The 22,800-nt window shown below is 61.6% G+C and carries 20 protein-coding genes; 9 read left to right on the top strand and 11 right to left on the bottom strand.

Annotated elements, in window-relative coordinates; genetic code table 11:
• Nucleotides 1-112: 112 nt before the first annotated feature.
• Both rhaS and M2281_RS04875 read right to left on the bottom strand, forming a co-directional pair.
• Entirely contained in the window at nt 113-1,117 is a 1,005-nt protein-coding gene (gene rhaS / locus M2281_RS04880; protein WP_280819961.1) for a rhamnose ABC transporter substrate-binding protein, read from the bottom strand.
• 48 nt (nt 1,118-1,165) lie between these two features.
• Nucleotides 1,166-1,975 carry a DeoR/GlpR family DNA-binding transcription regulator gene (locus tag M2281_RS04875; RefSeq protein WP_280821118.1) on the bottom strand — a complete coding sequence of 270 codons (810 nt, stop codon included), beginning with the start codon at nt 1,973-1,975 and terminating at the stop codon, nt 1,166-1,168.
• A gap of 184 nt (nt 1,976-2,159) precedes the next feature.
• On the opposite strand from M2281_RS04875, the gene M2281_RS04870 reads away from it, so the two are divergent.
• Both M2281_RS04870 and rhaI read left to right on the top strand, forming a co-directional pair.
• Nucleotides 2,160-4,262: a bifunctional rhamnulose-1-phosphate aldolase/short-chain dehydrogenase gene (locus M2281_RS04870; protein WP_280819960.1), complete on the top strand. Its 2,103-nt coding sequence runs from the start codon at nt 2,160-2,162 to the stop codon at nt 4,260-4,262.
• Nucleotides 4,263-4,289: 27 nt separating this feature from the next.
• On the top strand, nt 4,290-5,579 hold the full coding sequence (gene rhaI / locus M2281_RS04865; protein ID WP_280819959.1) for an L-rhamnose catabolism isomerase: 1,290 nt from the start codon (nt 4,290-4,292) through the stop codon (nt 5,577-5,579).
• On the opposite strand, the gene M2281_RS04860 is transcribed toward rhaI, so the two are convergent.
• The gene (locus M2281_RS04860; RefSeq protein ID WP_280819958.1) at nt 5,556-6,902 is read right to left on the bottom strand and encodes a glucoamylase family protein; all 1,347 of its coding nucleotides are present in this window, start codon (nt 6,900-6,902) and stop codon (nt 5,556-5,558) included. The genes rhaI and M2281_RS04860 overlap by 24 nt on opposite strands.
• Nucleotides 6,903-7,186: 284 nt before the next feature.
• Between M2281_RS04860 and tkt the strand changes: the two genes are divergently transcribed.
• Together tkt and gnd are read left to right on the top strand one after the other, a co-directional pair.
• On the top strand, nt 7,187-9,364 hold the full coding sequence (gene tkt, locus M2281_RS04855) for a transketolase (protein WP_280819957.1): 2,178 nt from the start codon (nt 7,187-7,189) through the stop codon (nt 9,362-9,364).
• Between the two features lie 42 nt (nt 9,365-9,406).
• A complete protein-coding gene (gene gnd / locus M2281_RS04850; protein ID WP_280819956.1) occupies nt 9,407-10,417 on the top strand; it encodes a phosphogluconate dehydrogenase (NAD(+)-dependent, decarboxylating) in 1,011 nt (336 codons plus the stop codon).
• A gap of 29 nt (nt 10,418-10,446) precedes the next feature.
• On the opposite strand, the gene M2281_RS04845 is transcribed toward gnd, so the two are convergent.
• The 6 genes from M2281_RS04845 to M2281_RS04820 all read right to left on the bottom strand — a co-directional run bounded on the left by M2281_RS04845 (nt 10,447) and on the right by M2281_RS04820 (nt 16,104).
• Nucleotides 10,447-11,136 carry an HAD family hydrolase gene (locus M2281_RS04845; RefSeq protein ID WP_280819955.1) on the bottom strand — a complete coding sequence of 230 codons (690 nt, stop codon included), beginning with the start codon at nt 11,134-11,136 and terminating at the stop codon, nt 10,447-10,449.
• Nucleotides 11,137-11,225: 89 nt separating this feature from the next.
• On the bottom strand, nt 11,226-12,047 hold the full coding sequence (locus M2281_RS04840) for an energy transducer TonB family protein (RefSeq protein WP_280819954.1): 822 nt from the start codon (nt 12,045-12,047) through the stop codon (nt 11,226-11,228).
• 122 nt (nt 12,048-12,169) lie between these two features.
• Nucleotides 12,170-12,619, bottom strand: a complete 450-nt coding sequence (locus M2281_RS04835) for an ExbD/TolR family protein (protein ID WP_280819953.1) — start codon at nt 12,617-12,619, stop codon at nt 12,170-12,172.
• A complete protein-coding gene (locus M2281_RS04830) occupies nt 12,619-13,281 on the bottom strand; it encodes a MotA/TolQ/ExbB proton channel family protein (RefSeq protein WP_280819952.1) in 663 nt (220 codons plus the stop codon). The genes M2281_RS04835 and M2281_RS04830 overlap by 1 nt, the downstream gene beginning before the upstream one ends.
• Nucleotides 13,282-13,338: 57 nt before the next feature.
• Entirely contained in the window at nt 13,339-13,797 is a 459-nt protein-coding gene (locus M2281_RS04825) for a hypothetical protein (RefSeq protein WP_280819951.1), read from the bottom strand.
• A gap of 96 nt (nt 13,798-13,893) precedes the next feature.
• Nucleotides 13,894-16,104, bottom strand: coding sequence for a TonB-dependent receptor (locus M2281_RS04820; RefSeq protein WP_280819950.1), 2,211 nt, complete (start codon nt 16,102-16,104; stop codon nt 13,894-13,896).
• A gap of 62 nt (nt 16,105-16,166) precedes the next feature.
• On the opposite strand from M2281_RS04820, the gene M2281_RS04815 reads away from it, so the two are divergent.
• The 5 genes from M2281_RS04815 (at nt 16,167) to M2281_RS04795 (ending at nt 20,115) form a co-directional block, all read left to right on the top strand.
• Nucleotides 16,167-16,358, top strand: a complete 192-nt coding sequence (locus M2281_RS04815; protein WP_280819949.1) for a hypothetical protein — start codon at nt 16,167-16,169, stop codon at nt 16,356-16,358.
• 385 nt (nt 16,359-16,743) lie between these two features.
• On the top strand, nt 16,744-16,989 hold the full coding sequence (locus M2281_RS04810) for a hypothetical protein (protein WP_280819948.1): 246 nt from the start codon (nt 16,744-16,746) through the stop codon (nt 16,987-16,989).
• A 179-nt stretch (nt 16,990-17,168) separates the two neighbouring features.
• Nucleotides 17,169-18,584 (top strand): DUF1254 domain-containing protein, encoded by a 1,416-nt coding sequence (locus M2281_RS04805; protein ID WP_280819947.1) that lies wholly within the window; start codon nt 17,169-17,171, stop codon nt 18,582-18,584.
• Between the two features lie 155 nt (nt 18,585-18,739).
• Nucleotides 18,740-19,132, top strand: coding sequence for a hypothetical protein (locus M2281_RS04800; RefSeq protein ID WP_280819946.1), 393 nt, complete (start codon nt 18,740-18,742; stop codon nt 19,130-19,132).
• A gap of 290 nt (nt 19,133-19,422) precedes the next feature.
• A complete protein-coding gene (locus tag M2281_RS04795; protein WP_280819945.1) occupies nt 19,423-20,115 on the top strand; it encodes a hypothetical protein in 693 nt (230 codons plus the stop codon).
• Nucleotides 20,116-20,152: 37 nt separating this feature from the next.
• Here the strand turns inward: M2281_RS04795 and M2281_RS04790 are convergent, their stop codons facing one another.
• Both M2281_RS04790 and M2281_RS04785 read right to left on the bottom strand, forming a co-directional pair.
• Nucleotides 20,153-21,934, bottom strand: a complete 1,782-nt coding sequence (locus M2281_RS04790) for a metallophosphoesterase family protein (RefSeq protein WP_280819944.1) — start codon at nt 21,932-21,934, stop codon at nt 20,153-20,155.
• An 18-nt stretch (nt 21,935-21,952) separates the two neighbouring features.
• Nucleotides 21,953-22,504: an HdeD family acid-resistance protein gene (locus M2281_RS04785; protein WP_280819943.1), complete on the bottom strand. Its 552-nt coding sequence runs from the start codon at nt 22,502-22,504 to the stop codon at nt 21,953-21,955.
• Nucleotides 22,505-22,800: the final 296 nt, after the last annotated feature.

The following is a 22,800-nucleotide window of genomic DNA, read 5'->3' as shown; positions in this document are numbered from 1 at the left end:
CTTCCTGCTATCGTCACCATGACTGAGCCCCACCCCGTCTCGCTTTCTTCGCTGCGCGAAGTCGCTCGCCGACCCTCCCCACGGAGGGGGAGGGCAAGTGGAGTGCACGCGATCAATAGATCTTCGAGAACTCTTCGATGTTCGACTTGTCGAAGGTGAAGGGCGCGGCCATGGCGGCCGAGTTGTTGTCGTCGAGCGTCACTTCGCCGACGCGGCCGATGGAGAGCTTTGCGCCCGGCTTCACCTCGTCCTTCTTGGCGGCGATGTCGTGGACCAGATAGACCGCCGAATAGCCAAGATCGATCGGGTTCCACAGGGCCACGCTCTGCGAAGCGCCGTTGTCGATGAACTTCTTGAACTCGGACGGCAGGGCGAGGCCGGTGACATTGACCTTGCCGATCAGGTTGTCGTCGGTCACCACCTGCGCGGCGGCAACGACGCCGACGGTGGTCGGGGCTATGATCGCCTTGAGATTCGGATAGGATTTCAGCAGGCCCTTGGCCTCGTCGGTACTCTTGGCCGAGTCGTCATCGCCATAGACGACCGAAACCAGATTGATCTTGGGGAATTTCTCCGGCAGCGCCTTCTTGGCGGCTTCGATCCAGGCGTTCTGGTTGGTCGCGGTCGAAGCGGCGGAGAGGATGGCGACATCGCCGCCTTCCGGCAGGTGGTCGGCGGCCAACTTGAGGATGGTTTCGCCGATCAGGCCGGTGTCCGAGGGGTTGAGATGCATCTGGCGGCCTTCCGGCGCGACGCCCGAATCCCACGAAATGACGGTGATGCCGCGTTCCATCGCCTTCTTCAGCGCCGGAACGAGCGCGTCGGCGTCGTTGGCCGAAATGGCGATGGCGTCGACCTTCTGCGCGATCAGCGAATTGATGACCTCGATCTGGGCTTCGGCCGTAGCCTTCGTCGGGCCGGTATAGATGACTTCGATGCCGCCGATTTCCTTGGCGGCTTCCTCCGCGCCCTTGTGCGCGGCGTCGAAGAAGCCGTTGCCGAGCGATTTGACGACCAGCGCCACCTTCATGTCTGCCAGCGCCGAACCTGTGAAAGCAGTCGTGGCCATGGCAACCGATAGGGCTGCCGCGACCGTCAGTCTCTTCAGAATGCTCATCGTTTCCTCCCTAGAGCGTTTCATTCCATCAGCGCTGCGGCGAACCTCCTAGGCCGGCAGCGAAGATGCCCCCTTTGCCGCCGCCGTTCCCTTGGCGACGATCAGATTTACTCCAGCCTCTTCCAGCATCTTGGCCTCCCGGTCCTCGATGCCTTCGTCGGTGATGACTGTTGTCATGCGTGACAGCGGGCACAGGATCAGGCTCGAGCGCTGCCGGAATTTCGAGGAGTCGGCCAAGACCACCAACTCGTCGGCCTGGTCGATCAGCTTCTGCTCGGCCTGGATCAAAAGCGGGTCACCCTCCATCAGGCCGAGCGGTCCCAACCCCTGCGCGCCCATGAACATGCGCCGCGCATAGAAATTGCGCGTCACGTCGTTGTCGAAGGGCGAGAGGATGATGTTCTGCTCACGGTAGATCGTGCCGCCCGAGACCATCACCGTGTTCTTCGAGTGCTTGAGCAGATGCTCCGCAATCGGAAACGAGTTGGTGAAAATCGGCATGCGCCGGTTGGTCAGGAAATGCACCATCTGGAAAGTGGTGGTGCCGCCATTGATGATGATCGGCTCGCCGTCCTGGCAGAGCTCAACCGCCTCGCGGGCGATAGCGCGCTTCTGCGCCGCGTTCAGCGTTTCGTTGACCGAGAAGGGCCGGCCGGCAAGGCCGATGAATTGCGGAGGGTTGATCGCTTCTGCGCCGCCGCGCACGCGGCGCAGCCGCTTCTGCACATGCAGCGCGGCGATGTCGCGCCGGATGGTCGCCTCGGAGGAGTCCGTCAGCTCCACCATTTCCTGTACCGTCACCACAGGCTTTTCCTGGATGGCCGACAGGATGATCCGATGGCGTTCCTTCTCGTGCATGATGCCTCCCGTTTCGATCATTAATTCATTCATGCCTCTCACTGTCAATCAGCTTCGATCATACTATTTCATTGTGCGATGCAATATGATCGAAGATGATCGTTTTTGATTGACACCCTCAAGCCGGACGTGGGAGCGTGCCGGAAAATGCCGCATCCGGTCGCGGCTTACGGGAGGTTGCAGAATGCTTGAAACGCGCACGGCGGCGCGGCTCGCCAATCTTTGGGACGAGACCAGGGCGGCGCCCATGTCCGAAGCGCAGCGGCTGCTCTATCGCTCGAACCTGCTCGGCTCCGACAAGCGCATCACCAATTACGGCGGCGGCAACACCTCGGCCAAGGTGATGGAGAAGGATCCGCTGAGCGGCGCCGAGGTCGAGGTGCTGTGGGTCAAGGGATCGGGCGGTGACGTCGGCACCATCAAGCTCGATGGTTTCTCCACGCTCTACATGGATAAGCTCGATGCCCTAAAGGGGCTCTATCGCGGCGTCGAATTTGAAGACGAGATGGTCGGCTACCTGCCGCACTGCACCTTCAATCTCAATCCGCGCGCGGCTTCCATCGACACGCCGCTGCATGCCTATGTGCCGAAAAAGCATGTCGACCATATGCATCCGGATGCAGTGATCGCGATCGCTGCTTCCAAAAACAGCAAGGAACTGACGCAGAAGATCTTTGGTGGCGAGATCGGCTGGCTGCCGTGGAAGCGGCCGGGTTTTGAACTCGGCCTGTGGCTGGAGCAATTCTGCCGCGAGAACCCGGATGCCTTGGGCGTCGTGCTCGAAAGCCACGGCCTGTTCACCTGGGGCGACACCGCGCGTGACTGCTACGAGACGACCATCCGCATCATCAATCGCGCCATCGACTGGTTCGAAGAAGAGGGTCGGGGCAAAGTCGCCTTTGGCGGGGAGGTGCGTCCGACGCTGCCGGCTGCGGAACGCCGGGCCATCGCATCGAAACTCATGCCGGCCATTCGTGGCATGATCTCGGCCGCAGAGCGCAAGGCCGGCCACTTCGACGATTCAGCCGCCGTGCTGGAATTCGTCGCCTCGCGCGAACTGGCATCGCTTGCCGCTCTCGGCACCAGCTGTCCCGACCATTTCCTGCGCACGAAAATCCGTCCGCTGGTGATCGATTTCGATCCGGCAAATCCGGATGTCGAAAATACGCTCGCCGGGTTGCCCGCTGCCGCCGAGGAATATCGCAACGACTATGCGGCCTATTACGAGCGCTGCAAGCATGCGGATTCGCCCGCCATGCGCGACCCCAATGCGGTCGTCTATCTGGTTCCGGGCGTGGGCATGATCACCTTCGCCAAGGACAAGGCGACGGCGCGCATTTCGGGCGAGTTCTACGTCAACGCCATCAATGTCATGCGCGGCGCATCCATCGTTTCGACCTATATGGGCCTGCCCGAGCAGGAAGCCTTCGACATCGAATATTGGGCGCTGGAAGAGGCCAAGCTCCAGCGCATGCCAAAACCCCGGCCGCTGGCCGGCAAGGTCGCGCTGGTGACCGGCGGCGCCGGCGGTATCGGTAAGGCGACTGCCGAGCGGCTGCTGCGCGACGGCGCCTGCGTGGTTCTGGCCGACATTGATGACGGCGCGCTCGGTTCCGCGCATAGGGACCTGGCCGCCCGCCACAGCGAGGATGTCGTGCGAAGCCTGCGTCTGGACGTGACGCGCGAGCAGGACGTCATCGACGCCTTCGCGACCGCTGCGGTCGAATTCGGCGGCATCGATATTCTGGTTTCCAATGCGGGGATTTCCTCGTCCGCGCCGGTGGACGAGACGGACCTTGCGATGTGGAACCGCAACATGGACATCCTCTCGACCGGCTATTTCCTGGTCGCGCGCGAGGCGTTCCGCCTGATGAAGAAGCAGAAGACTGGCGGCTCGATCGTCTTCATCGCTTCCAAGAACGGGCTTGCCGCTTCGCCCAACGCCTCGGCCTATTGCACGGCCAAGGCCGCCGAGATCCATCTGGCGCGATGCCTGGCGCTCGAAGGAGCGGAGTTCGGCATCCGGGTCAACACGGTCAATCCCGACGCAGTGCTGCGCGGGTCCAAGATCTGGACTGGGGAGTGGCGCGAGCAGCGCGCCGCCGCCTATAACATGAAGCCAGAGGAGCTGGAGGAGCACTACCGCAAGCGCTCGATGCTGAAGCTCAGCGTCTATCCCGAGGACATCGCCGAGGCCGTGTTCTTCTTCGTCTCCGACATGTCGGCGAAATCAACCGGCAATATCGTCAATGTCGATGCGGGCAACGCCCAGTCGTTCACGCGCTAGTTCGGCACAGGATCGGGGAGGGGGACGGTGGAACATCTTATCGATCTCGACATCGTCGAGCGTGAGAACGGCAGGCGTATCGATGCGCTGCGGCGCGACTACGAGGGCCTCGGCGAGCAACTCGACCGGCGCGGCATCGCAATCGATGCCGTTCGCGACAAGGTGGCAGCCTTCAAGGTCGCCATCCCGTCATGGGGCGTGGGCACTGGCGGCACGCGCTTTGCCCGCTTTCCCGGGCCCGGCGAGCCGCGCGACATCTTCGACAAGATCGAGGATTGCTCGGTCATCCAGCAACTCACGCGCGCCACGCCCAATGTTTCGCTGCACATTCCGTGGGACAAGGCAGATGCCAACCGGCTGAAGCAGTCTGCCAGCCGCTTCGGCCTCGGCTTCGATGCGATGAACTCCAACACCTTCTCCGACCCAGCGGGCCAGAAGCTGAGCTACAAGTTCGGCTCGCTGTCCCATGCCGATGCGGCCACACGCCAGCAGGCGGTCGAGCACAATCTCGAATGCATCGAGATCGGCAAGACGATTGGCTCAAACGCGCTGACGATCTGGATCGGCGACGGCTCGAACTTCCCAGGGCAGGTGAATTTCACCCGGCAGTTCGAGCGCTATCTCGATGCGGTGAAGCAGGTCTATGCCGCGCTGCCGGACGACTGGCGCCTGTTCACCGAGCACAAGATGTACGAGCCGGCTTTCTACTCCACGGTCGTGCAGGATTGGGGCACCAACTATATGATCGCGCAGGAGATGGGGCCGAAGGCCTATTGCCTGGTCGATCTCGGCCATCACGCGCCGAACGTCAACATCGAGATGATCGTGGCGCGGCTGATTCAGTTCGGAAAGCTCGGCGGCTTCCACTTCAATGATTCGAAATATGGCGACGACGATCTCGACGCCGGCTCAATCGACCCGTACCGCCTGTTCCTCGTCTTCAACGAGCTTGTGGATGCGGAATTGAACGGAGCCAAGGGTTTTGATCCGGCCCATATGCTCGACCAGAGCCACAACGTCACCGACCCGATCGAAAGCCTGATGTTGTCGGCAACCGAGGTCCAGCGCGCCTATGCTGCCGCCCTTCTGGTCGATCGCAGGGCACTGGAGGGCCATCAGGATGCCAATGATGCGCTGATGGCCACGCAGGCCTTGAAGGCTGCCTTCCGCACCGATGTCGAGCCTATCCTTGCCATGGTCCGGTATCAGACCGGCGGGGCGATCGATCCTGTGGCCGCATACAGGGCAGCGGGCTACCGCGCCAAGGTCGCCGAGGAGCGGCCGGCCGTCGCGTCAGGCGGTGGCGGCATCGTTTGAGTCTTGTCGCTCTTGCTCATCCAGCCAGCCGCCGGTGAAGCCGGCGCGCCGCAGGCCTGTCACGATGTACGGGCACTGGCGCATCCATTCCCACAGAAGGCCGGTGCGATAGTTCTCGATCATCAATGTGATGGGACCCTGATTGAGCCCCCAGTGCCAGGCTGAGACCCAGCCATATGGATTGTGCGACTTGTCGGGAAAGGTCGGGTTGAAGCTCGTCTTGAAGCCATAGGGGCTTTTGGCCTTCAACTCCACCTCGTGGATGAAGTGGTCGATTGCCTCCAGAACGATCTCGGGCGCGAAGGGCAGGGAGGCGACCACGGCCCATGGGGCAATCGTGCCGTCGTCGGGGCCATAAGGCACGCCGCGCCCGATATAGTCGTAGAACTGACGGGTGATGCCATCGACCTTTAGCGTGGCCGGCCCTGGCCCATCGCTCGCGGTTATGCCCCAGCAGCAATGGCGATAGCCGGCAAACCCGAGCGGATTGTGGATCGCGTATTGCTGCTGAACGAATGTGGCGCGCCGGCTGTTCTCGAAATAGTCGATCCCCTTGTCGCGCATATAGGCGTCCTGGATACCGCGAAAATCCACCCAGATATGCGAGAGCTGATGGGTGAATAGCGGCCCCGAATAGAGATAGTCGAAGCCGTGGCAGTTCTTCCATTCATAGGTCGAGCACCAGGCCGCATAGCTGCTCTTGGGCAAGGGAAATGTCGGTGAGCCGAGCCCTAGCAGATACAGCAGCAGCGCCTCGTCGTAGCCTTCCCAGCGATACTTGATGAAGCCGTTTTCCGGCGTCCAGCCATGGGTCACCGTGTCGCCGCCATTCTGCATCCAGCGCCAGTCGGCGCGTTTGTAAAGTTCCTCAGCCAGTGTCCGGATTTCTATTTCTTCAGCGGTATCGCGATCGAAATAGACCCTGGCGGTCAAAGCTCCGGCCAAAAGGAATGTTGTGTCCACGGTGGACAGTTCGCTGTTCCATGCACGCCTGCCGGTCTTCATGTCGAGGAAATGGTAGAAGAAGCCTCGGTAACCGGTGGCATCCGGTTCGGGCCCCTGCGGACTGTTCCAGAAGAACCGCAGGATCTTGAGCGTTCGCTCCAGGGCCCGCTCGCGGGTCATGAAACCGCGCTTCACGCCTATGGGGTAGGCCGCCAGCGCCAGACCGGTGGCCGCAATGCTGGCCGGCCAGTTCTTTTCGGTCTTGTCGAGGATAAGCCCGTTTTCGAGGCTGGCTTCGTGGATGAAGTAGCTGAATGACTCCCGCTGGAGTTCCTGCAGCTCGTCTTCGACCGATACGTCAATGCGGTTGAGGTTCATGCCATCCGCCTGCGTTTTCCGCGACGCGCTTCCGGAGTTGCGATCGTGCCGGGCACTACTGCGACTGCCATTCGCGTCCGCTGATGAAAATTATGTATTGCGTATATTGGCGCAAACAAGTTTCCGGCGCGATGGTCTCGCGGCCGGCATATCGGGCTATCGAACACCTTTCCGGCGCCGCGGCCTCCCCTAGTTTACCTCACCGAAACGGCGGGCCAGTTGGTTATCGCCCCGGATTTAATCTCCATCCAATCCATGACTTGAGCAAGTGGAAAGGAAGCACGATGAGTCCAGCTCACACTCATCCCCGCCTGGGGCAGGTGCCCGGCGCAAGAGCGCGCAGCCGTCGTGCAGCCAGCCTAGCCCCCGAGCAGAAGGCCGAAGTGCAACGGGTCGGCGCGGGCTCGATCGAAGAGCTGTCCATCAACACCATCCGCACGCTGTCGATCGATGCCGTGCAGCAGGCCGATTCCGGCCATCCTGGCACGCCGATGGCGCTGGCGCCGCTCGTCTATACGCTGTGGCAAGATTTCCTGCGCTTCGACCCCGAAGACCCGATCTGGCCGAACCGGGACCGCTTCGTGCTGTCGAACGGCCACGCCTCCATGGTGCTCTATTCCATGCTCTATCTCACGGGCGTGAAAGCGGTGAACGCGGAATATGAGCGTCCCGGTGAGCCGGCCGTGACGCTTGAGGACATAAAGCGCTTTCGCGAAATCGGCAGCAAATGCCCGGGGCACCCGGAGTATCGCCTGACCACCGGCGTCGAAACCACGACCGGCCCGCTGGGCCAGGGCTGCGCGACGAGCGTCGGCATGGCGATCGCCGGAGACTGGCTGGCCAAGCACTTCAATCGGCCAAGGTTCACCATGTTCGACTATTCCGTCTACACGGTGTGTGGTGACGGAGACATGATGGAAGGCGTGGCCAGCGAGGCGGCCTCGCTGGCGGGCCACCTGATGCTCGGCAATCTGTGCTGGATCTACGACAGCAACCGGGTCACCATCGAAGGCCATACCGACATCACCTTCAGCGAAGACGTTGCAACGCGCTTTCTGGCCTATGGCTGGAACGTGCTGCGGGTGGGCGATGCCAACGACACCGAACGGATCGCACAGGCCATCGAGAGGTTCCGGCGGACCAATGACGTTCCCACCCTCATCATCGTCGAAAGCCACATCGGCTACGGCTCCCCGCACAAGCACGACACAAGTGCCGCGCATGGTGAGCCGCTCGGAGAGGAGGAGGTACGCCTTGCCAAGCGTTCCTACGGTTGGCCGGAGGATGCCAAATTCCTCGTTCCTGACGGCGTGCGCGAGCATTTCCGGGCCGGCATCGGCCGCCGGGGCGCAAAACTGCGCAAGGCATGGGCATCGATGTCCGAGAGTTACCGCGCAAAATATCCGGATCTTGCCGAAGAGCTCGAGCAGATGCAGCGGCGCGAGCTTCCGGACGGCTGGGACGCCGATCTGCCGAGCTTTCCTGCCGACGCGAAGGGCCTTGCCACCCGCGACTCTTCGGCCAAGGTGCTGAATGCCATAGCGCCCCATTATCCCTGGCTTGTCGGCGGTTCCGCCGACCTTGCGCCATCGACGAAAACCCGCCTGACCTTCGAGCAGGCCGGCGATTTCGAGGCCGACACCTATGGCGGTCGCAACTTCCACTTCGGCATTCGCGAGCATGCCATGGGCGCTATCCTCAATGGCCTCGCCCTTTGCAAGCTGCGCCCCTACGGCTCGACCTTCCTGACATTTTCCGATTACATGAAGCCGCCGATGCGCCTGAGCGCGCTCATGCAGCTGCCCGTTACGTTCATCTTCTCGCACGATTCCATCGGCCTCGGGCAGGACGGCCCCACCCATCAGCCTGTCGAACAACTCATCGCCCTGCGCAGCATTCCGGGTCTCGTCACGCTCCGGCCGGCGGATGCCAACGAGGTGGTCGAGGCCTGGCGCACCATAGTTAGGCGCGCACGCCAGCCGTCATGCCTGGTACTGAGCCGGCAGGCATTGCCGACCTTCGACCGCAAGCGCTATGCCTCGGCAAAAGGCGTCGCGCGCGGCGCCTATGTCATGGCCGACGCCGAGCACGGCAAGCCGGAAGTGATCCTTATCGGCACCGGCAGCGAGGTGGCGATTTGCGCGGAGGCCTATGAAGTTCTCCTGCGGGATGGCGTAGCTGCGCGTCTGGTCAGCATGCCGTCTTGGGAATTGTTCGAGCAGCAGAGCCAAGCCTATCGCGATAGCGTCCTGCCGCCCGAGGTCACCGCACGCGTTTCGGTCGAGGCCGGCTCCGTGATCGGGTGGGACCGCTATGTGGGCGACGGTGGCGCCAAGATCGGCATGCACACATTTGGCTCGTCGGCACCGCTCAAGGATCTACTCCACAAATTCGGGTTTACGTTGCAGGATGTGCTCGACGCCGCGATGAAGCAGATCGAGAGGACCCGTCAGAAGGCTTGAGCTCGCCCGACGGCGTATCGGCATTCAGCAAGGAGGAAATTGATGCAGCTTGGCATTGTCGGACTGGGTCGCATGGGCGGCAATATCTCCCGGCGCCTGATGAGGGCGGGGCATGACGCCGTGGTGTTCGACACCAACATCGGGGCGCGGGAAGCATTCGCGAAGGACGGGGCCACGGCAGCCGATTCCCTCGCAATGCTGGTCAAAGCACTCGACGAAAAGCCGCGTGCGGTCTGGCTCATGCTTCCCGCTGGGAAAATCACCGAGGAATGCGTCGCGCAGCTTGGCAATCTTCTCGAGCCGGATGACATCATCATCGATGGCGGCAACACCTTCTACAAGGATGATATTCGGCGTGCGAAGCAATTGGCCGGCAAGCGCATCCGCTATGTCGATTGCGGCACGTCCGGCGGTGTGTGGGGCCTCGAGCGCGGCTACTGCATGATGATCGGTGGGCCAAAGGACGCGGTTGACCACCTCGACCCGATCTTTTCCGCGTTGGCGCCCGGACTGGGTGACATTCCGCGCACGCCCCGTCGAGAAAAATATGATCCGCGCGCAGAGCGCGGCTACATCCATGCCGGTCCATGCGGCGCCGGCCACTTCGTCAAGATGGTGCACAACGGTATCGAATATGGGTTGATGCAGGCCTATGCTGAGGGTTTTGACATCCTGCGGAACAAGGACTCGGCCGATTTGCCGGCCGACGAGCGCTTCGATCTCAACCTGCCGGACATCGCCGAGGTCTGGCGGCGCGGCAGCGTCATTTCCTCCTGGCTGCTCGACATCGGCGCTGCGGCGCTGGCCAAGGACCCGCAGCTGGGAGGTTTCTCCGGTTTCGTTCAGGATTCCGGCGAGGGGCGCTGGACCGTCGAGGCCGCTATCGAGGAGGCGGTGCCTGCCGACGTTCTGACGGCTTCGCTGTTTGCGCGGTTCCGCTCGCGACAGGAGCACACATTCGGAGAGAAAATCCTTTCGGCCTTGCGGCTTGGCTTCGGCGGGCATGTCGAGGGTACCAAGCCCATCGATCCCGCACCCAAGACGAAAAAGTAGTCCAGGCGGCTTATGCCGAGGGTGGCGTCCTATTTGGAACGGCCGATATCGACCGTTCCGAAATCCGGCGGCCCGAAATCCAAGAGGTCGCTGATCTGCCTCACGCTGGCATCGGGCGCGGGGCTGATTTGCGCACCTTCCGATTGGGCCGCGTAGTGGCCTTGGCGTACGAATACGGTGGTCAGATGGTCCCCTAGCTGTCGTTTTGCCGAGGCCAGCAATTGGGGCTTGTCGTCCAGCATGGCGTAGTGCCGGGCAGGATACCGCCGTTCCACTTCGGTGAGCATCCGGTCCTTGTGCAGGTAGATCAGGACGCGGCCGCCGACTACGTCCCAAAGGCCGGCTCGCCTTATCTTGCGCGGCTGGAACACGATGTCGCCGTCCGAGAGAATGACAGTGGTGCCCATCTTGCTGAGATGCTCGAGTGTAGCGAGGGCGCCGGGATAGACCAGCTCGTCAAATGGGTAGTCGAGCAGGAAACCCGACATCTGCAGAAGCTCGGTCTCGTTGGTGTTGTCCAGTCGGAATTCCTGCAGGGTGCCAAGGTAATCGACGTAGCCGAGCTTTTCGCGCAGCCGCTCGTAGATTTCCCAGTAGCGCGTGCGCTCCACCTCGCCGAAGGCCTGGTCGAGCCGCGAGGTGAGGTCGGCAACGAAACGGTCATTGTCGAGCAGAGTGTCGTCGACATCGATCAGGAACACGAGTTCGGCTGCGGGCACGAAAAATCCTCCCAGGTTTCAACTTCCCTTCTGCGCGCCGTCGAACGCGCAGGCGCTCAAGATCGTTCCAGAATACGGCCTCCGGCATCTTACCTGCTGAAGCTCATCGGCACGTTGAAATTCAGATGCGGGGCGGTCACGCTTTTGGGGAAGGGCGGGAAGGGCGCGGCTCTGTCGACTATGTTCAAGGCCGCCCGATCGAGAATGGACGACCCGGAGCTTCGGACGACCCTTCGGCTCATCAGCTTGCCCGACGAGGATACGCTGAAATTGACCACCACCGATCCCGATGGCGCGCCGGTGGGAAAGTACCTTCGCGCCAAGAGACGGGACGTAACGCCGGACATGTAGCTGGCCTGTGCGCGTGGATCGGACTTGGCTGAGGGCAGGGCGGCTTGGCGGCTTTGTTGCTGTTGCCCTGCCCTACCCTCGCTGCCCGCCCTCTGTCTTTCCCTGGCGCGCCTCCGCGTCGTCTCTTCGGGCGGAAGGGCGGCTGTTTTGCGTTGGGCTTCAGGGGGGCGGGGTTCGGATTTGGGCCGCGGCACAGTTGGTTTGGGAGGGGCGGGTGGTTTGGGTTGCTCCAGGGGCTTTGCCTGCTGCAGCGCCGGCGGTGCCTCGGGAGAGATCGTGGGGGCCGGCGCTTCCTCGGCAGGTTCTTCGGTCGGAGGCGGTGCGGCCTGCACCGTTTCGGTCGGCCCGTTGTCGGACGTCACGGCCGGGGGCGTGCTTTCCGTCACCTCGTCGGGTGGGCTGGACGCCGTCTCCGGCGTCTGCCCGGGGTCGGCGGCCTGAACTTCCTGTTCCTGCTCAGTCGAAGGGATTTCGGCAAGCGTTGGCTGCTGAGCGTCGAGCGATTCAATGACGAGCGGAACCGTGATCACCTCGATCGGAATCTCGACATGGTGCTCCACCGGTCGACCCCGCGTGCTGAATATCCACGAAGCCGCGGCGCCATGCGCAAGCAAGGAGAGTGCGATGGCGATCAGGCGTGCCGCCTGCCACGGCCTGTTGCCTGCGCGCCAGCCGGAGAGAGTCACGGGGAGGCCGTATCTTTCGCCGGTGCTTGCGCGAGCAGGGAGAAGCGCCTGTAACCGGCTTCATTCACACGGCCCAGCATGTCCATCACGGTACCGTAGTCGGTGCCCTTGTCAGCGCGGATATAGACGACCGCATCGCCCTCTGCGGCGCGCAAGGCATCGAGACGGGCGCCGAGGTCTGTCAGCGCAACCTTCTCGTTGCGAAGATAGACGCTGCCGTCCGGCGCCACCGTCACGATGACGGGCTTCTTGATCTGGCCGATCTTTTGGGCGCTGGTGTGCGGAAGGTCGACGCGCACGCCGGTCATCATCAGGGGCGCCGCGACCATGAAGATGATGAGCAGAACCAGCGTCACGTCGACGAGCGGCGTGACGTTGATCTCGGCCGAAGGACGATAGACGAGGCCGTCGCGGTTACCGAGCGTTTGCCGAGGCGACATGGCCATCAGTCGACCCCCGGAGAAGTCTTGGCGTTTTCATAGGCAAGGGCTCTCGCGATGGGCGGGATCGCGGCCCCGCCGTTCTGCGCCGCGCGACCCAACACCGCCGATATCTGATTGTAGGCGATGACGGCGGGTATCGCCACGGCAAGGCCGGCGGCCGTGGCAAACAGCGCTTCGGCGATACCAGGCGCGACGACTTCGAGGCTGGTGTCCTGCGATTGGGCGATGGAGGCAAAGCTCGTCATGATGCCCCACACGGTGCCGAAAAGGCCGATGAAGGGTGCCGCCGAACTGAGCGTCGCCAGGAACGGCAGCCCACCCTCGAGGCGTCGCAATTCACCGAGCATTGTCACCCGCATGGTCTCTTCGATCCGCGAGCGCGCCTCATAGGCAGGGGCTTGCCCGGCCGCCAGGTCCGCCTGTTCGCTCCGGGCCGCGGTCATGACGGCACCTGCCATGCCGGTAAGCTGACGGGCGCCGCGACCGCCATCTACCGCCAGCCGGTGCAAGGCGTCGACTTGGCGCCTGAGGCTCGCCAGCCGGATGAGTTTTTCAATGATGATCGCCCAGCAGGCGATCGAGCAGATCACGAGAAAGAGGACGATGGCCTGAACCACCGGGTCTGCATGCCGGACGAGGTCGATGACCGAAAGGCTGGATTCCATGCCAATCAACTCCACAACCCGATGAAAGTTTCCACCCGCCGAGGTGTCGTTCCGCTCCTATTTCGACAGCGCGACGGAGGCGCGCGACGACACGTTGATCTTGTCGAGACAGTCGGACACGGCCTGCTTGTCGGCTTTGCAATCCAGCACGTCGTTGATGAGGATGCTCCCGATGCCGGTGCATGGCGAGGCATCGAGATCGAAGGTCTTGACGTCCTTCTTGTTTGCCCGCAGCGGCCCGAGATCAAGCGCGATGCGCCGGTCGATCACGCCGTCCGGCCGAAACAGCACGATGTCGAGCTTGAGCACCGAATAGGCAGCATCGGTTGCGTTGTCGACCACGACATAGGCGCGGCAGCCCTTGCCGACAGGTTCGAGCTTGTTCAGCTCCACCGAGATATCATGCACGGATTGATCCTGCGTCTGAGCGGCGAGTGCGGTCGCCGGCGAAAATGCCGACAACATTAGAAGCACTGCGGTCGAGGCAGTGTACAGGCGGCGAAGACTTGCAACCATGCGTTCCCCCGAATGGTTTTGGGAAAAACATCTCCTTGAACGCACCGATCAATGGCGCAGTGAGATATCTGTTCGCGCGGCCTGTTTCGGCAAGGGTCAGAAAGTGACCTTCAATCCCGCATAGACCGAAAATGGCTTGCCCGGCGTCACCGTGTCGGTGTTGGTGCCTCCCACCAGGCTTCCCACGGAGCTCGTATTGTCGAAATAGGTGCCGTTCAAATAGTACCTCTTGTTGAAGAGGTTTTCGATCTCTGCGTGGAACTGCATGTTCTTGGTGACCTGATAGGTCGTGTGCAGGTTGACCGTCGCGTATCCGGGCAGCTTGGGGTTTTCGTTTGACTCGTCGCCGCCGAAAAACTGGTTGCCGACGGCAAGCACATTGCCACCGACCGTCCATCTGTCGTTGACGTTGTAGTCGAGGCCAAACTTGAAGTGGTGCGCCGGAATGCGGGAGATGTGGTCGCCCGGCACCACATTGACCGGGCCGTCGCCGGCCGGGTCGCCGGAAGGCGGGTTCAGTGTGATGTAGGATTGATAGGTTGCGTCGACATAGGCGTAGCTGGCGAAGAGAGACCAGTCGCCCTTCGTGTAGTTGACCGCCGCTTCGACGCCTTCGCGGCGCGTTTTGCCGACATTGGCGAAATAGCCGAAGGTCATGCCGATGGGCGCCACGACGTTGAGAATGTCGTCCGAATTGTCGGTTCGGTAGAAGCCGAGGTTCCAGCCCAGCGTCTGGTCGCCGGAGAGATTGGTCTTGCCGCGCAGGCCCAGCTCGACCGTGCGGGACACGACCTGGTTGAGGTCGGGGTCCGACACGAGGAAGGTGTCGATGATGCATGGCAGGTTGGGATCCGAGCAACCCAGCTCAAGCGGCGTCGGGGCGCGGTTCGATTCCGAATAGCTGGCATAACCCAGGACATCCGGCGTGATCTTGTAGGTTGCGCCAATGACCGGGTTGAAGCGGGCATATTGATGGCTACCGGTGAGCGAGTTCGAACCGGTTTGGAGCAGGTCGCTGAGATCGATATTGGCGAAGTTGAACCGGCCGCCGAGGGTCAGAGTAAATCTCTTCGTCACATCGAGTGTGTCGAGCCCATAGACACCGAGATAGGTATTGGTGGTGTTCAGCTTGACCGGACCAATCGACCCTTGGTCACTGGTCGTAAAGCCGAGAAACTGGCCATTGCCCGTCACCACGAAGGTATTGGGATCTACGGTGCCCAGTTCGGTGTTGGCGTTGAAGTTCGACTCCGCCATGTCGAGCGATGCGCCGAACACGAAATTGTTGTCCATACCGTTCAGCGTGGCGGTATCGTTCATCTGAACGCTTCCGCCCCAGCCATTGGTGCGCGTGTTGTTGCGGTCGATCTCGCCGAGCACAGCATCCTTCGGAAAGAGGTTCGGCAACTGCTGGCCGTTGCTGCCGATTGCCGGGGTGGTGCCATCGGTGAAGCAGAGCAGGGATGTATTGTCGCAAACCTGAACGTCAGTATCGTTCCCATCCACGTGATGGTCGGAAAAATATCGGTAGTAGAGCGTGCCCGCGAGGGTCACCGTGTCGGTCAGCGCGGTGTTTCCCTGCAGGCTGATCATCCCCATCTTGAGGGCGTCGCTCTGCGGAGTGGTGTAGACGGCGCTCCAGTCCTGGTTGAGCAGTTCGACCGGCGTCGTGGCCGGAGCATTGAAGAAATTGTCCGCCGCCGTGACGTTCAGGTGGACTTCGCTTCTGTCGTCCTTATAGCCGATATCGCCGTAAAGGCGGCGGATCGTCGAGGAAGTGCGCTGGCGGAAGCCGTCTTCATGGGCGCCGTCGATGGCGAAATAGGCGGAATAGTTGCCGTCCTGCTTGCCCCATTGGAAGGAATCCTGAACCCGCCCATACGAGTCGGCCACAAAGTCGTTTTCAGCGCCCTGATAGTTGAAGCCGTTCTTCATCTGCACGACCACCGCGCCGCCGAGCGCATTCAGGCCGAAGACCGGGTTGGCGGTGACGATGTCCATCGAATGGACGGCGTCGGGCGGAATGAAATCCCAATGGACGTTGTCGCCGAATGGCTCGTTGATGCGCACGCCGTTCTGATAGACGGCAAGGCCTATCGGCGTGCCTGTGAGCGGCGTCGCCAGGAAGCCGCGAAACTGCAGGTCCGGCTCGAAGGAATTGCCGCTTTCGTTGGTGGTCGAAACGCTCGGAACATTGATCAGCATGGTGGGGACCACGCTGGGCGAGCTTTGCTGCTCGAATTTGCTGGCGTCGATCTTGTTGACCGCTGCCGGAATGTGGGAAGTCTCGACTCCAGTGCCCGGCACCGGTGTTGTCGGGGTGGTCTCGGTCGGCTGTGCGGGAGGGAGTGCCGAAGGCGGGGGAAACGGTGGCGCTGAGACAGTTTGCGCTGACGGCGGTGCTGATGACGGCGCTAAGGGCGGTGCCGCTGACGGCGCTGACGGTGGAGCCGGCCGCGGCGCTGAGACAGGTGATGCCGACCGCCGCGCGGATGGCGAAGCAGACGGCGCGTGGACAGCCTGCTTGTGCGCCGCATGCGCTGCCGGCTTTTTCTTGCTGATCTTGATCGTCGGAAGTGTCAGCGTCTGGTCGGCTTGTTGGGCAATGGCGGGCTGGCTGGCAGCCAGTACCATGGCCACGGCCAAGAGAGACAGTTGCCGCGGTGGAATTCCCATGCTCCGGCCCCGAAATACTAACCAGCCGACTCGAATTGGCCGTTAGTCGCCAAATTTCTAGTACATCGTCGGAAGACCAGCCAGATGCAATTTGATGGATACTTCGAAAGGGGCGTCACCTGTTCCTGTCGCTGACAACGCGTGCTGTGGTCAGAAAAGCTCAGGCCGGACAGAACGCCGATGGAAGCTGCTCCCGCCCTTTTCCCGCCCGCTTTGTTCAGCTATCAGCCGACTGGGGGCTGAAACAGCGAACGGAGAGGGATTTACCCAATGCGTAAGATGATTATCGCGGTGGCGGCTGTCGTTGCCCTGACTGGCTGCACCACGACGGAGCGGGACGTAAGCGTCGGTACGGCAGCCGGTGCCATCATCGGCGGCATCGCCGGTGGCGGAAAGGGAGCGCTGATCGGCGCAGGCGCAGGCGCGCTTGGCGGCCTTCTGGTTCGCAATCTGCGCAACGGCTATTGCCAGTACCGCGACCATCGTGGGCACGTCTACACCGCTCGTTGCAGGTAATGGCGCGAGCCTAAATCGGCCGGGAACCGGGTTGCCGGTTTCCGGCCTTTTGTCCCGACCAACACCATCCGCCAGGCGAACGCCGCCGCTTTGTCCGCGCCGTCGAGCCACCACTGGTTCGCAGCAGCCATAGCTCTATTTGCACGCCCATATTTGGCTTTGTGCGAGAGGTGGCTGGGATGTTTGTTCTTCGACAGGTGGCTCTGGGACTTTTTGCGCTCGGCGTTGCCGGCACATCGGTCGCCGCACAGGATTTCTCGGCCGACGAACTGAACAAGCGCGCCATCGAACGGCGCGCGGTCGAAGCCGTCATCTGGGGCATGCCGGCCGTCAACTACGACCTGATGCTCGAGGCTATGATCCGCGACGCCAAAGGCGCTCCCAACCAGGTTCTCTACTGGTCGCGCCTGCCGGACTGGAAGAACCAGACGCTTACACCCAATCCCGATACGACCTATTTCATGCCTTTCATCGATACCCGCGACGTCGGTCCAGTGGTGATCGAAATCCCCCCAGCCGATGGCGGCTTGATCACCGGGTCCATTATGGATGGGTGGCAAACGGCCCTCGAAGATGTCGGTCCCGCCGGCCTGGACAAGGGCAAGGGCGGAAAATATCTCGTGCTGCCGCCGGCCTACGGAGGCGATGTTCCGCCTGGCTACATATTGCTGCCGTCGAGCACCTATCAGAGTTATGCCTTGCTGCGGTCCAACCTGCGGGGCGGCAGCGAAGCCGATGTCGCCAAAGCGGTCGAATATGGCAAGCGCATCAAGGTGTATCCGCTGTCGAAAGCGGACAACCCGCCGGAGACGAAGTTCGTCGATGCCGCCGACATCGTCTTCGACTCCACGATCCCCTACGACCTCCGCTTCTATCAGGCGCTGGGTCGCTTCATCGATGCCAATCCATGGCTGCCGCGCGACAAGGCGATGATCGACCAGCTCAAGACCATCGGCATCGAGAAGGGAAAGCCCTTCAATCCGGACGGCTCAACGCAAGACATATTGAACAAAGCCGCCGGAGAGGCTCACGCCTGGCTCGACGAGAAATATGAAGGTCTCTTTCAGCCCTTGTTCAAAGGTAGCCGCTGGGCCCTCCCGGCTTCTCCCGAGGTCGTCGAGGGGATGCAGAGCAACTTCTCGAAGGCAGACAGCTACCCCATCGATGGTCGTGGAGCGACCTATTCGATGGCCTTCTTCAGTGCCAAGAACCTTGGAGAAGGGCAATTCTACCTGATGACGATCAAGGACAAGGATGGCAACGCGTTCGATGGAGACGCCACTTACCGGCTGACGGTGCCGCCGAAGGCTCCCGTAAAACAGTACTGGTCGGTGACCGCGTACGATCGGGCCAACCACGCCCTCATCCGCGATGTGCCGCGCCCGAGCCGCTCATCGCAGAGCACTGACCTCGTCAAGAATGCCGACGGGTCGGTGGATATCTGGTTCGGCCCGAAGGCTCCGGAGGGCAAGGAGAACAACTGGATTCCCACCAAGCCGGGGGGCAAGTTTGAAGTGCTGTTCCGCCTCTACGGTCCGGAAAAATCCTTCTTCGACAAGAAATGGGTGCTTCCGGACATCGAGAAAGTCGGGTGAACCGAAGGCAATATAGCGCGACGTCTCGAATTCTCATTTTCACAGGTCACCGCAAGCCATGTTTACTGTAAAGTAGCCGTTGTCGGCGAGACTTTGCTCTCTAGCTTTCATGCTGAATGAAGAAGGGATGTGCAATGCCAGGCCGGAAGACTGTCGTGATCTTGGCGATTGGTACGACACTCGTTGTGTCGACCCAGGCTTTTGCCGTCACCATGAAGGAATTGCAGGGCGCATGGGCGATCGAAGGATCGGATTGCGCCAATACTTTCAAAAAAACGGGCGGGAAGGTCACCTTCAAGAATCCAGGCTCGGAGGTCACAAGCGGGGTGATCGTGACCGGCAACAAGATCGTTTCGCCCGATCTGAGCTGCACCGCCATAAGTATCAAGCCGGAGAAGGACCGTCTGTCCGCAAAGATGACTTGCGCCGATGCGTTGCTGATCCAGACCATGTCGATGTCGTTCAAGATAACAGGCGCCGACACTTTCGAGAGATTTGATCCCAGCTATCCGACAATGGCGTTCACATATCGACGCTGCAAGCTGTGACGCCGCACGGTTAGGCAGTAGAGATCGAGCGTTAGGTCGTGCGATCGGCAATTTCGCACGCGATTACGGCTGCAATCTCAGGCTCTTCAGCCGTTGCTCGTTTCATCATACTGTCGTTATCTGTGAATATGCTCTCGAATTGGCTTCGCCACCGGGATTTAGGAGGCGAAATCAATATAGATTTGGCTGCGCTTCCGGAAGCGTTGCGAACTGGCTCCGCCTTGGAAGCGCATTGTAGTGGTTTGACTGTCGAGTTTCGTTGCACCTTCTTTGCATGAGGGGACTACGGCATGACTTCTTCATCATGGGCGATACCGATCCTGGCTGCCACCTTGCTGGCGGCGCCTGCCACGGCCGCCGATATGTCTTCAGAAAAGAAGCCTGAAGAGAAGGCACCAAAGCCGACCTGGACTTTTGGCCTCGAGCTCAGCCCTGAACTATACGCCATCGACAATGGTTCGCACCGCGCCGGCGATTTTAACAACTTCTACTACAAGGTAAGCCTGTCGCACACTTTCGCGGAGAACTTCGTCGGCGGCGTATACTTTCAGCACTCATTCAAGATCAACGACCAGATCCAGTACTATGCCGACGCCAGACTCGGCTACAAATTCAAGCTGAGCGACTCCTTCACGCTGACGCCCGGCATCGGCGCCGGTTACACATGGCGGGACACCGGCGTCATCAAGGGATCGAACAACAACGCCGATATTGCCTACTACCTGATCACGCTCGCCGGCGACCTGAAGGTCACGCCGAAGCTGACCTGGAACATGTTCGATCTCCGCTACCGCAATGGTTTCGATGCCGTGTGGGTTACGCCCAAAGTGGCGACCGGTCTTACCTACAACTTCGACAGCTACAACGCGCTCTTCGCGAATGTCGGCTATGCCTGGAAGAAGCTCGACACGAACAGCCCGCCCTACAACGCGCTGTCCGGGGACAAGATCAACATCGCGGCGGGCTTCAAGCGCTCGTTTTGATCGTTGCCGGCTAAACCCCGAGGGCTGGCGATCGGTTCTAGCCGCGATAGCGTTCTCCCGGCAGGTCAATGTGCTCTGGGGGTAGCAGCTTCAACTCGCCCCCGCCGGTGACCGCAACGGTGTGGATGTAGAAACCGGTCGCCATGTCGTCGGTCGCCTCCATCACCGGCGACGGTGCCGAGATGATCAGTAGCCCGCCGCACTGCCCGATCCAGTCGACGTGCCGGTGCCCGTGCATGAGCACGGCGCGCCCGGCGAACGCTTTCATTCGGCGCAGGAACCAGTTGCCATTGATGAGCGCGGTTCCGATCCGCACCGACAGCTTTTTGACCGCCCGCGGGTATTCGATGGCGTGGTGATGCAGAAGCACCAGCCAGCCGGCATGCGGATATTCTTTTGCGACCTGCTCGAAAGCTCCTACCTGCTCGGCAGAGACAAGACCAAGCGCGTTGGTGAAGGAAAAATGCGTGGCTGCGTTCGAGTTGAAGAGGACAAGGCCGAGCCCGTTTTCGCCTTCTGGCGGGATGATCATTGGGAAGGCGCCGTTCCAGGCTTCCGTCAGACTGCGCGACAACCGGGGGCGGGCGACGTCGGCGAAGCGCTCGACGTCGAGCCGGTATGGTTCGGTCGCCGCAGCGAGGGTGGTCTCGATTGCGCCGCTGTCACGATCGACGACGCGAACCCTTTCGCCCTGAACGAATTCCATGCCCGAGAGCATGCGCAGCTGCCGCAGGCGCGGGTTGGGGCTGGTCGGCAAGTCCATCCGCGCGGGGTTGGCGCGATCGACGATGTTGAGGTCATGGTTGCCGGGAATGATCAGCACCCTGCTCGCAAGGCCGGGGTGAGCCTCTATCACGGAGAAGAACACCGCCCATTCCGACAATCTGCCGGCATCGGTGATGTCGCCGGTGATGAGGATGTGGTCGAGCGGGGCAACCTTATCGATTTCTTCCAGCCGCTTGAACAGGCGACGCAAACGTTCGTTGCCACGCGCGCCGGCCCGCCCGCTTTCGACGCGGAAACCGTAGTGTTCGCCGACGATATGGATGTCCGAGAGGTGGACGATGCGCCAGCGGCGTGCGTCGTCCGGCGCGGTGTCGAAGTGCTCAAGGTCGCGCGGCTGCGGCATGGTGCTGTCGGCAATCGCCCAGATGAGCGAGCCGGCGGCCAGATAGGCGCTGACGACCGCCAGGCTGTTTGCCAGCGCAACGGTCACCAGCCTGCGGGCGGAGTCGATCTCTTCGAGGCCGCCGAAGATGTGGGTGGCCGGCCAGACGAGGAAGAAGATGATGAGCGCGAAGGCCGAGACGAGCACGCCCGCGACGGCGGCCGCGGCAGCGCGCAAGGTCGCGCGGGTCGTCTGGCTGGCGTTGGCGGGGAGCAACCGCTCCGCAAACTGGCGCAGCGCCTCCCTGCAGGCGCCGTAACCCGGCTGGACAACGAGCGAGGTGAGCGACCAGAAGCTGTATTCGGCAAGCCTCAGGAAGGCTCGCCCGCCATACCAGCCGATGGCCAGAACCAGGAGAAGTATGGCGAGCGGCACAACGCCGTCGATGGGCGAGAGAACGCGGTCGGTCAGCGCCTGCAACCAGATGCCCGCCGCAATCGGCAGCAGACCGAGCACAAGGCCGGGAACGAGCAGCAGCAGCACCCACGCGAATGCCAGCTTGAACAGACTGATTTCGATCAGCATGCTGCCGGCGATCGCCATGAGCGAACGCTTCTTGGTGCTCGAAGCGTCGTCTTCGATGTCGCCAAGGTGCGGATCTATGATGGGCTTTGTCCGCTCGCCCGGTTTACGCGTCGGCCCGCGCAGCATCTGACGGTTGCTCCCGGCCTACCCGACAGTCCGGATCCGCCAGGCACGATAGAGCAGGCTCAGCGCGTAGATGATGATCAAGATCGTGACGACGCGCGTCAATGTGGCTGCGCTCGACAGCGGCATGAACAGAAGCGCCAGGCCGAACACCACATAGAGGCCGCCGCTCACCATTGCCGGCGTGGCGCTGGAATAGCGCTCGCGATCCATGAGGCCCGACACGATCTCCACAAGCCCGGCGATGATCGCAAGCAGGCCAACGAGACCAGCGAGGAAGCCGAGCGTGAAAACATGGGTGAGTATGCCGCTGCCCAGGACGATCAGACCCGCGGCGATGCAGACCACGTTTCGCACCAGCGCCAGCCAGAACGTCGCGTCGCGGGGGCTTGAAAAGTCGCTCGAAGCCAGGCCGAGCACCCCATCCACCAGGAGCAGAACGCCGCCAGCCAGCAGCACGAACTTGATGGCTTGTTCGGGAAAGAGGAAAGCCAGCACGCCTGCCGCAATCATGACAATGCCGCGCAACGCGGTCAGTGTGGCCTCAAAACGCTTTGCTTCATTCGTTGCCATGTGACGGTGCTCCCTATCTCACTATATAAACCCCCGCCAACCAAACGATATACTATGCCGAAATCGTTTCGATTGCTTAGACGTTTCTTGCCGTTGGGGGCGCAACCGTCACGTGAACCTGAAATAAGCGGAAGGACGCCCCGCCAGCTCCTCGGATGGATGCCGCCAACTCGATTCCGCCGATGTCGGAGCGCTTCGAAGAAGTTGGCAGGCGTTACCTGCCGTTCAATATAGCGTCGGGGCTGTAACTTTTACCAAGTTGACGCTGTCTTCCGTCGAAGAAATCGGTCCGCATC

Source organism: Pseudaminobacter soli (ex Li et al. 2025) (assembly GCF_029892515.1).
In the GTDB taxonomy this organism is placed as follows: Bacteria; Pseudomonadota; Alphaproteobacteria; order Rhizobiales; family Rhizobiaceae; genus Pseudaminobacter; species Pseudaminobacter soli_A.
The sequence above is the reverse complement of the archived record's forward strand: the minus strand, read 5'-3'. Positions and strand labels throughout refer to the sequence as shown.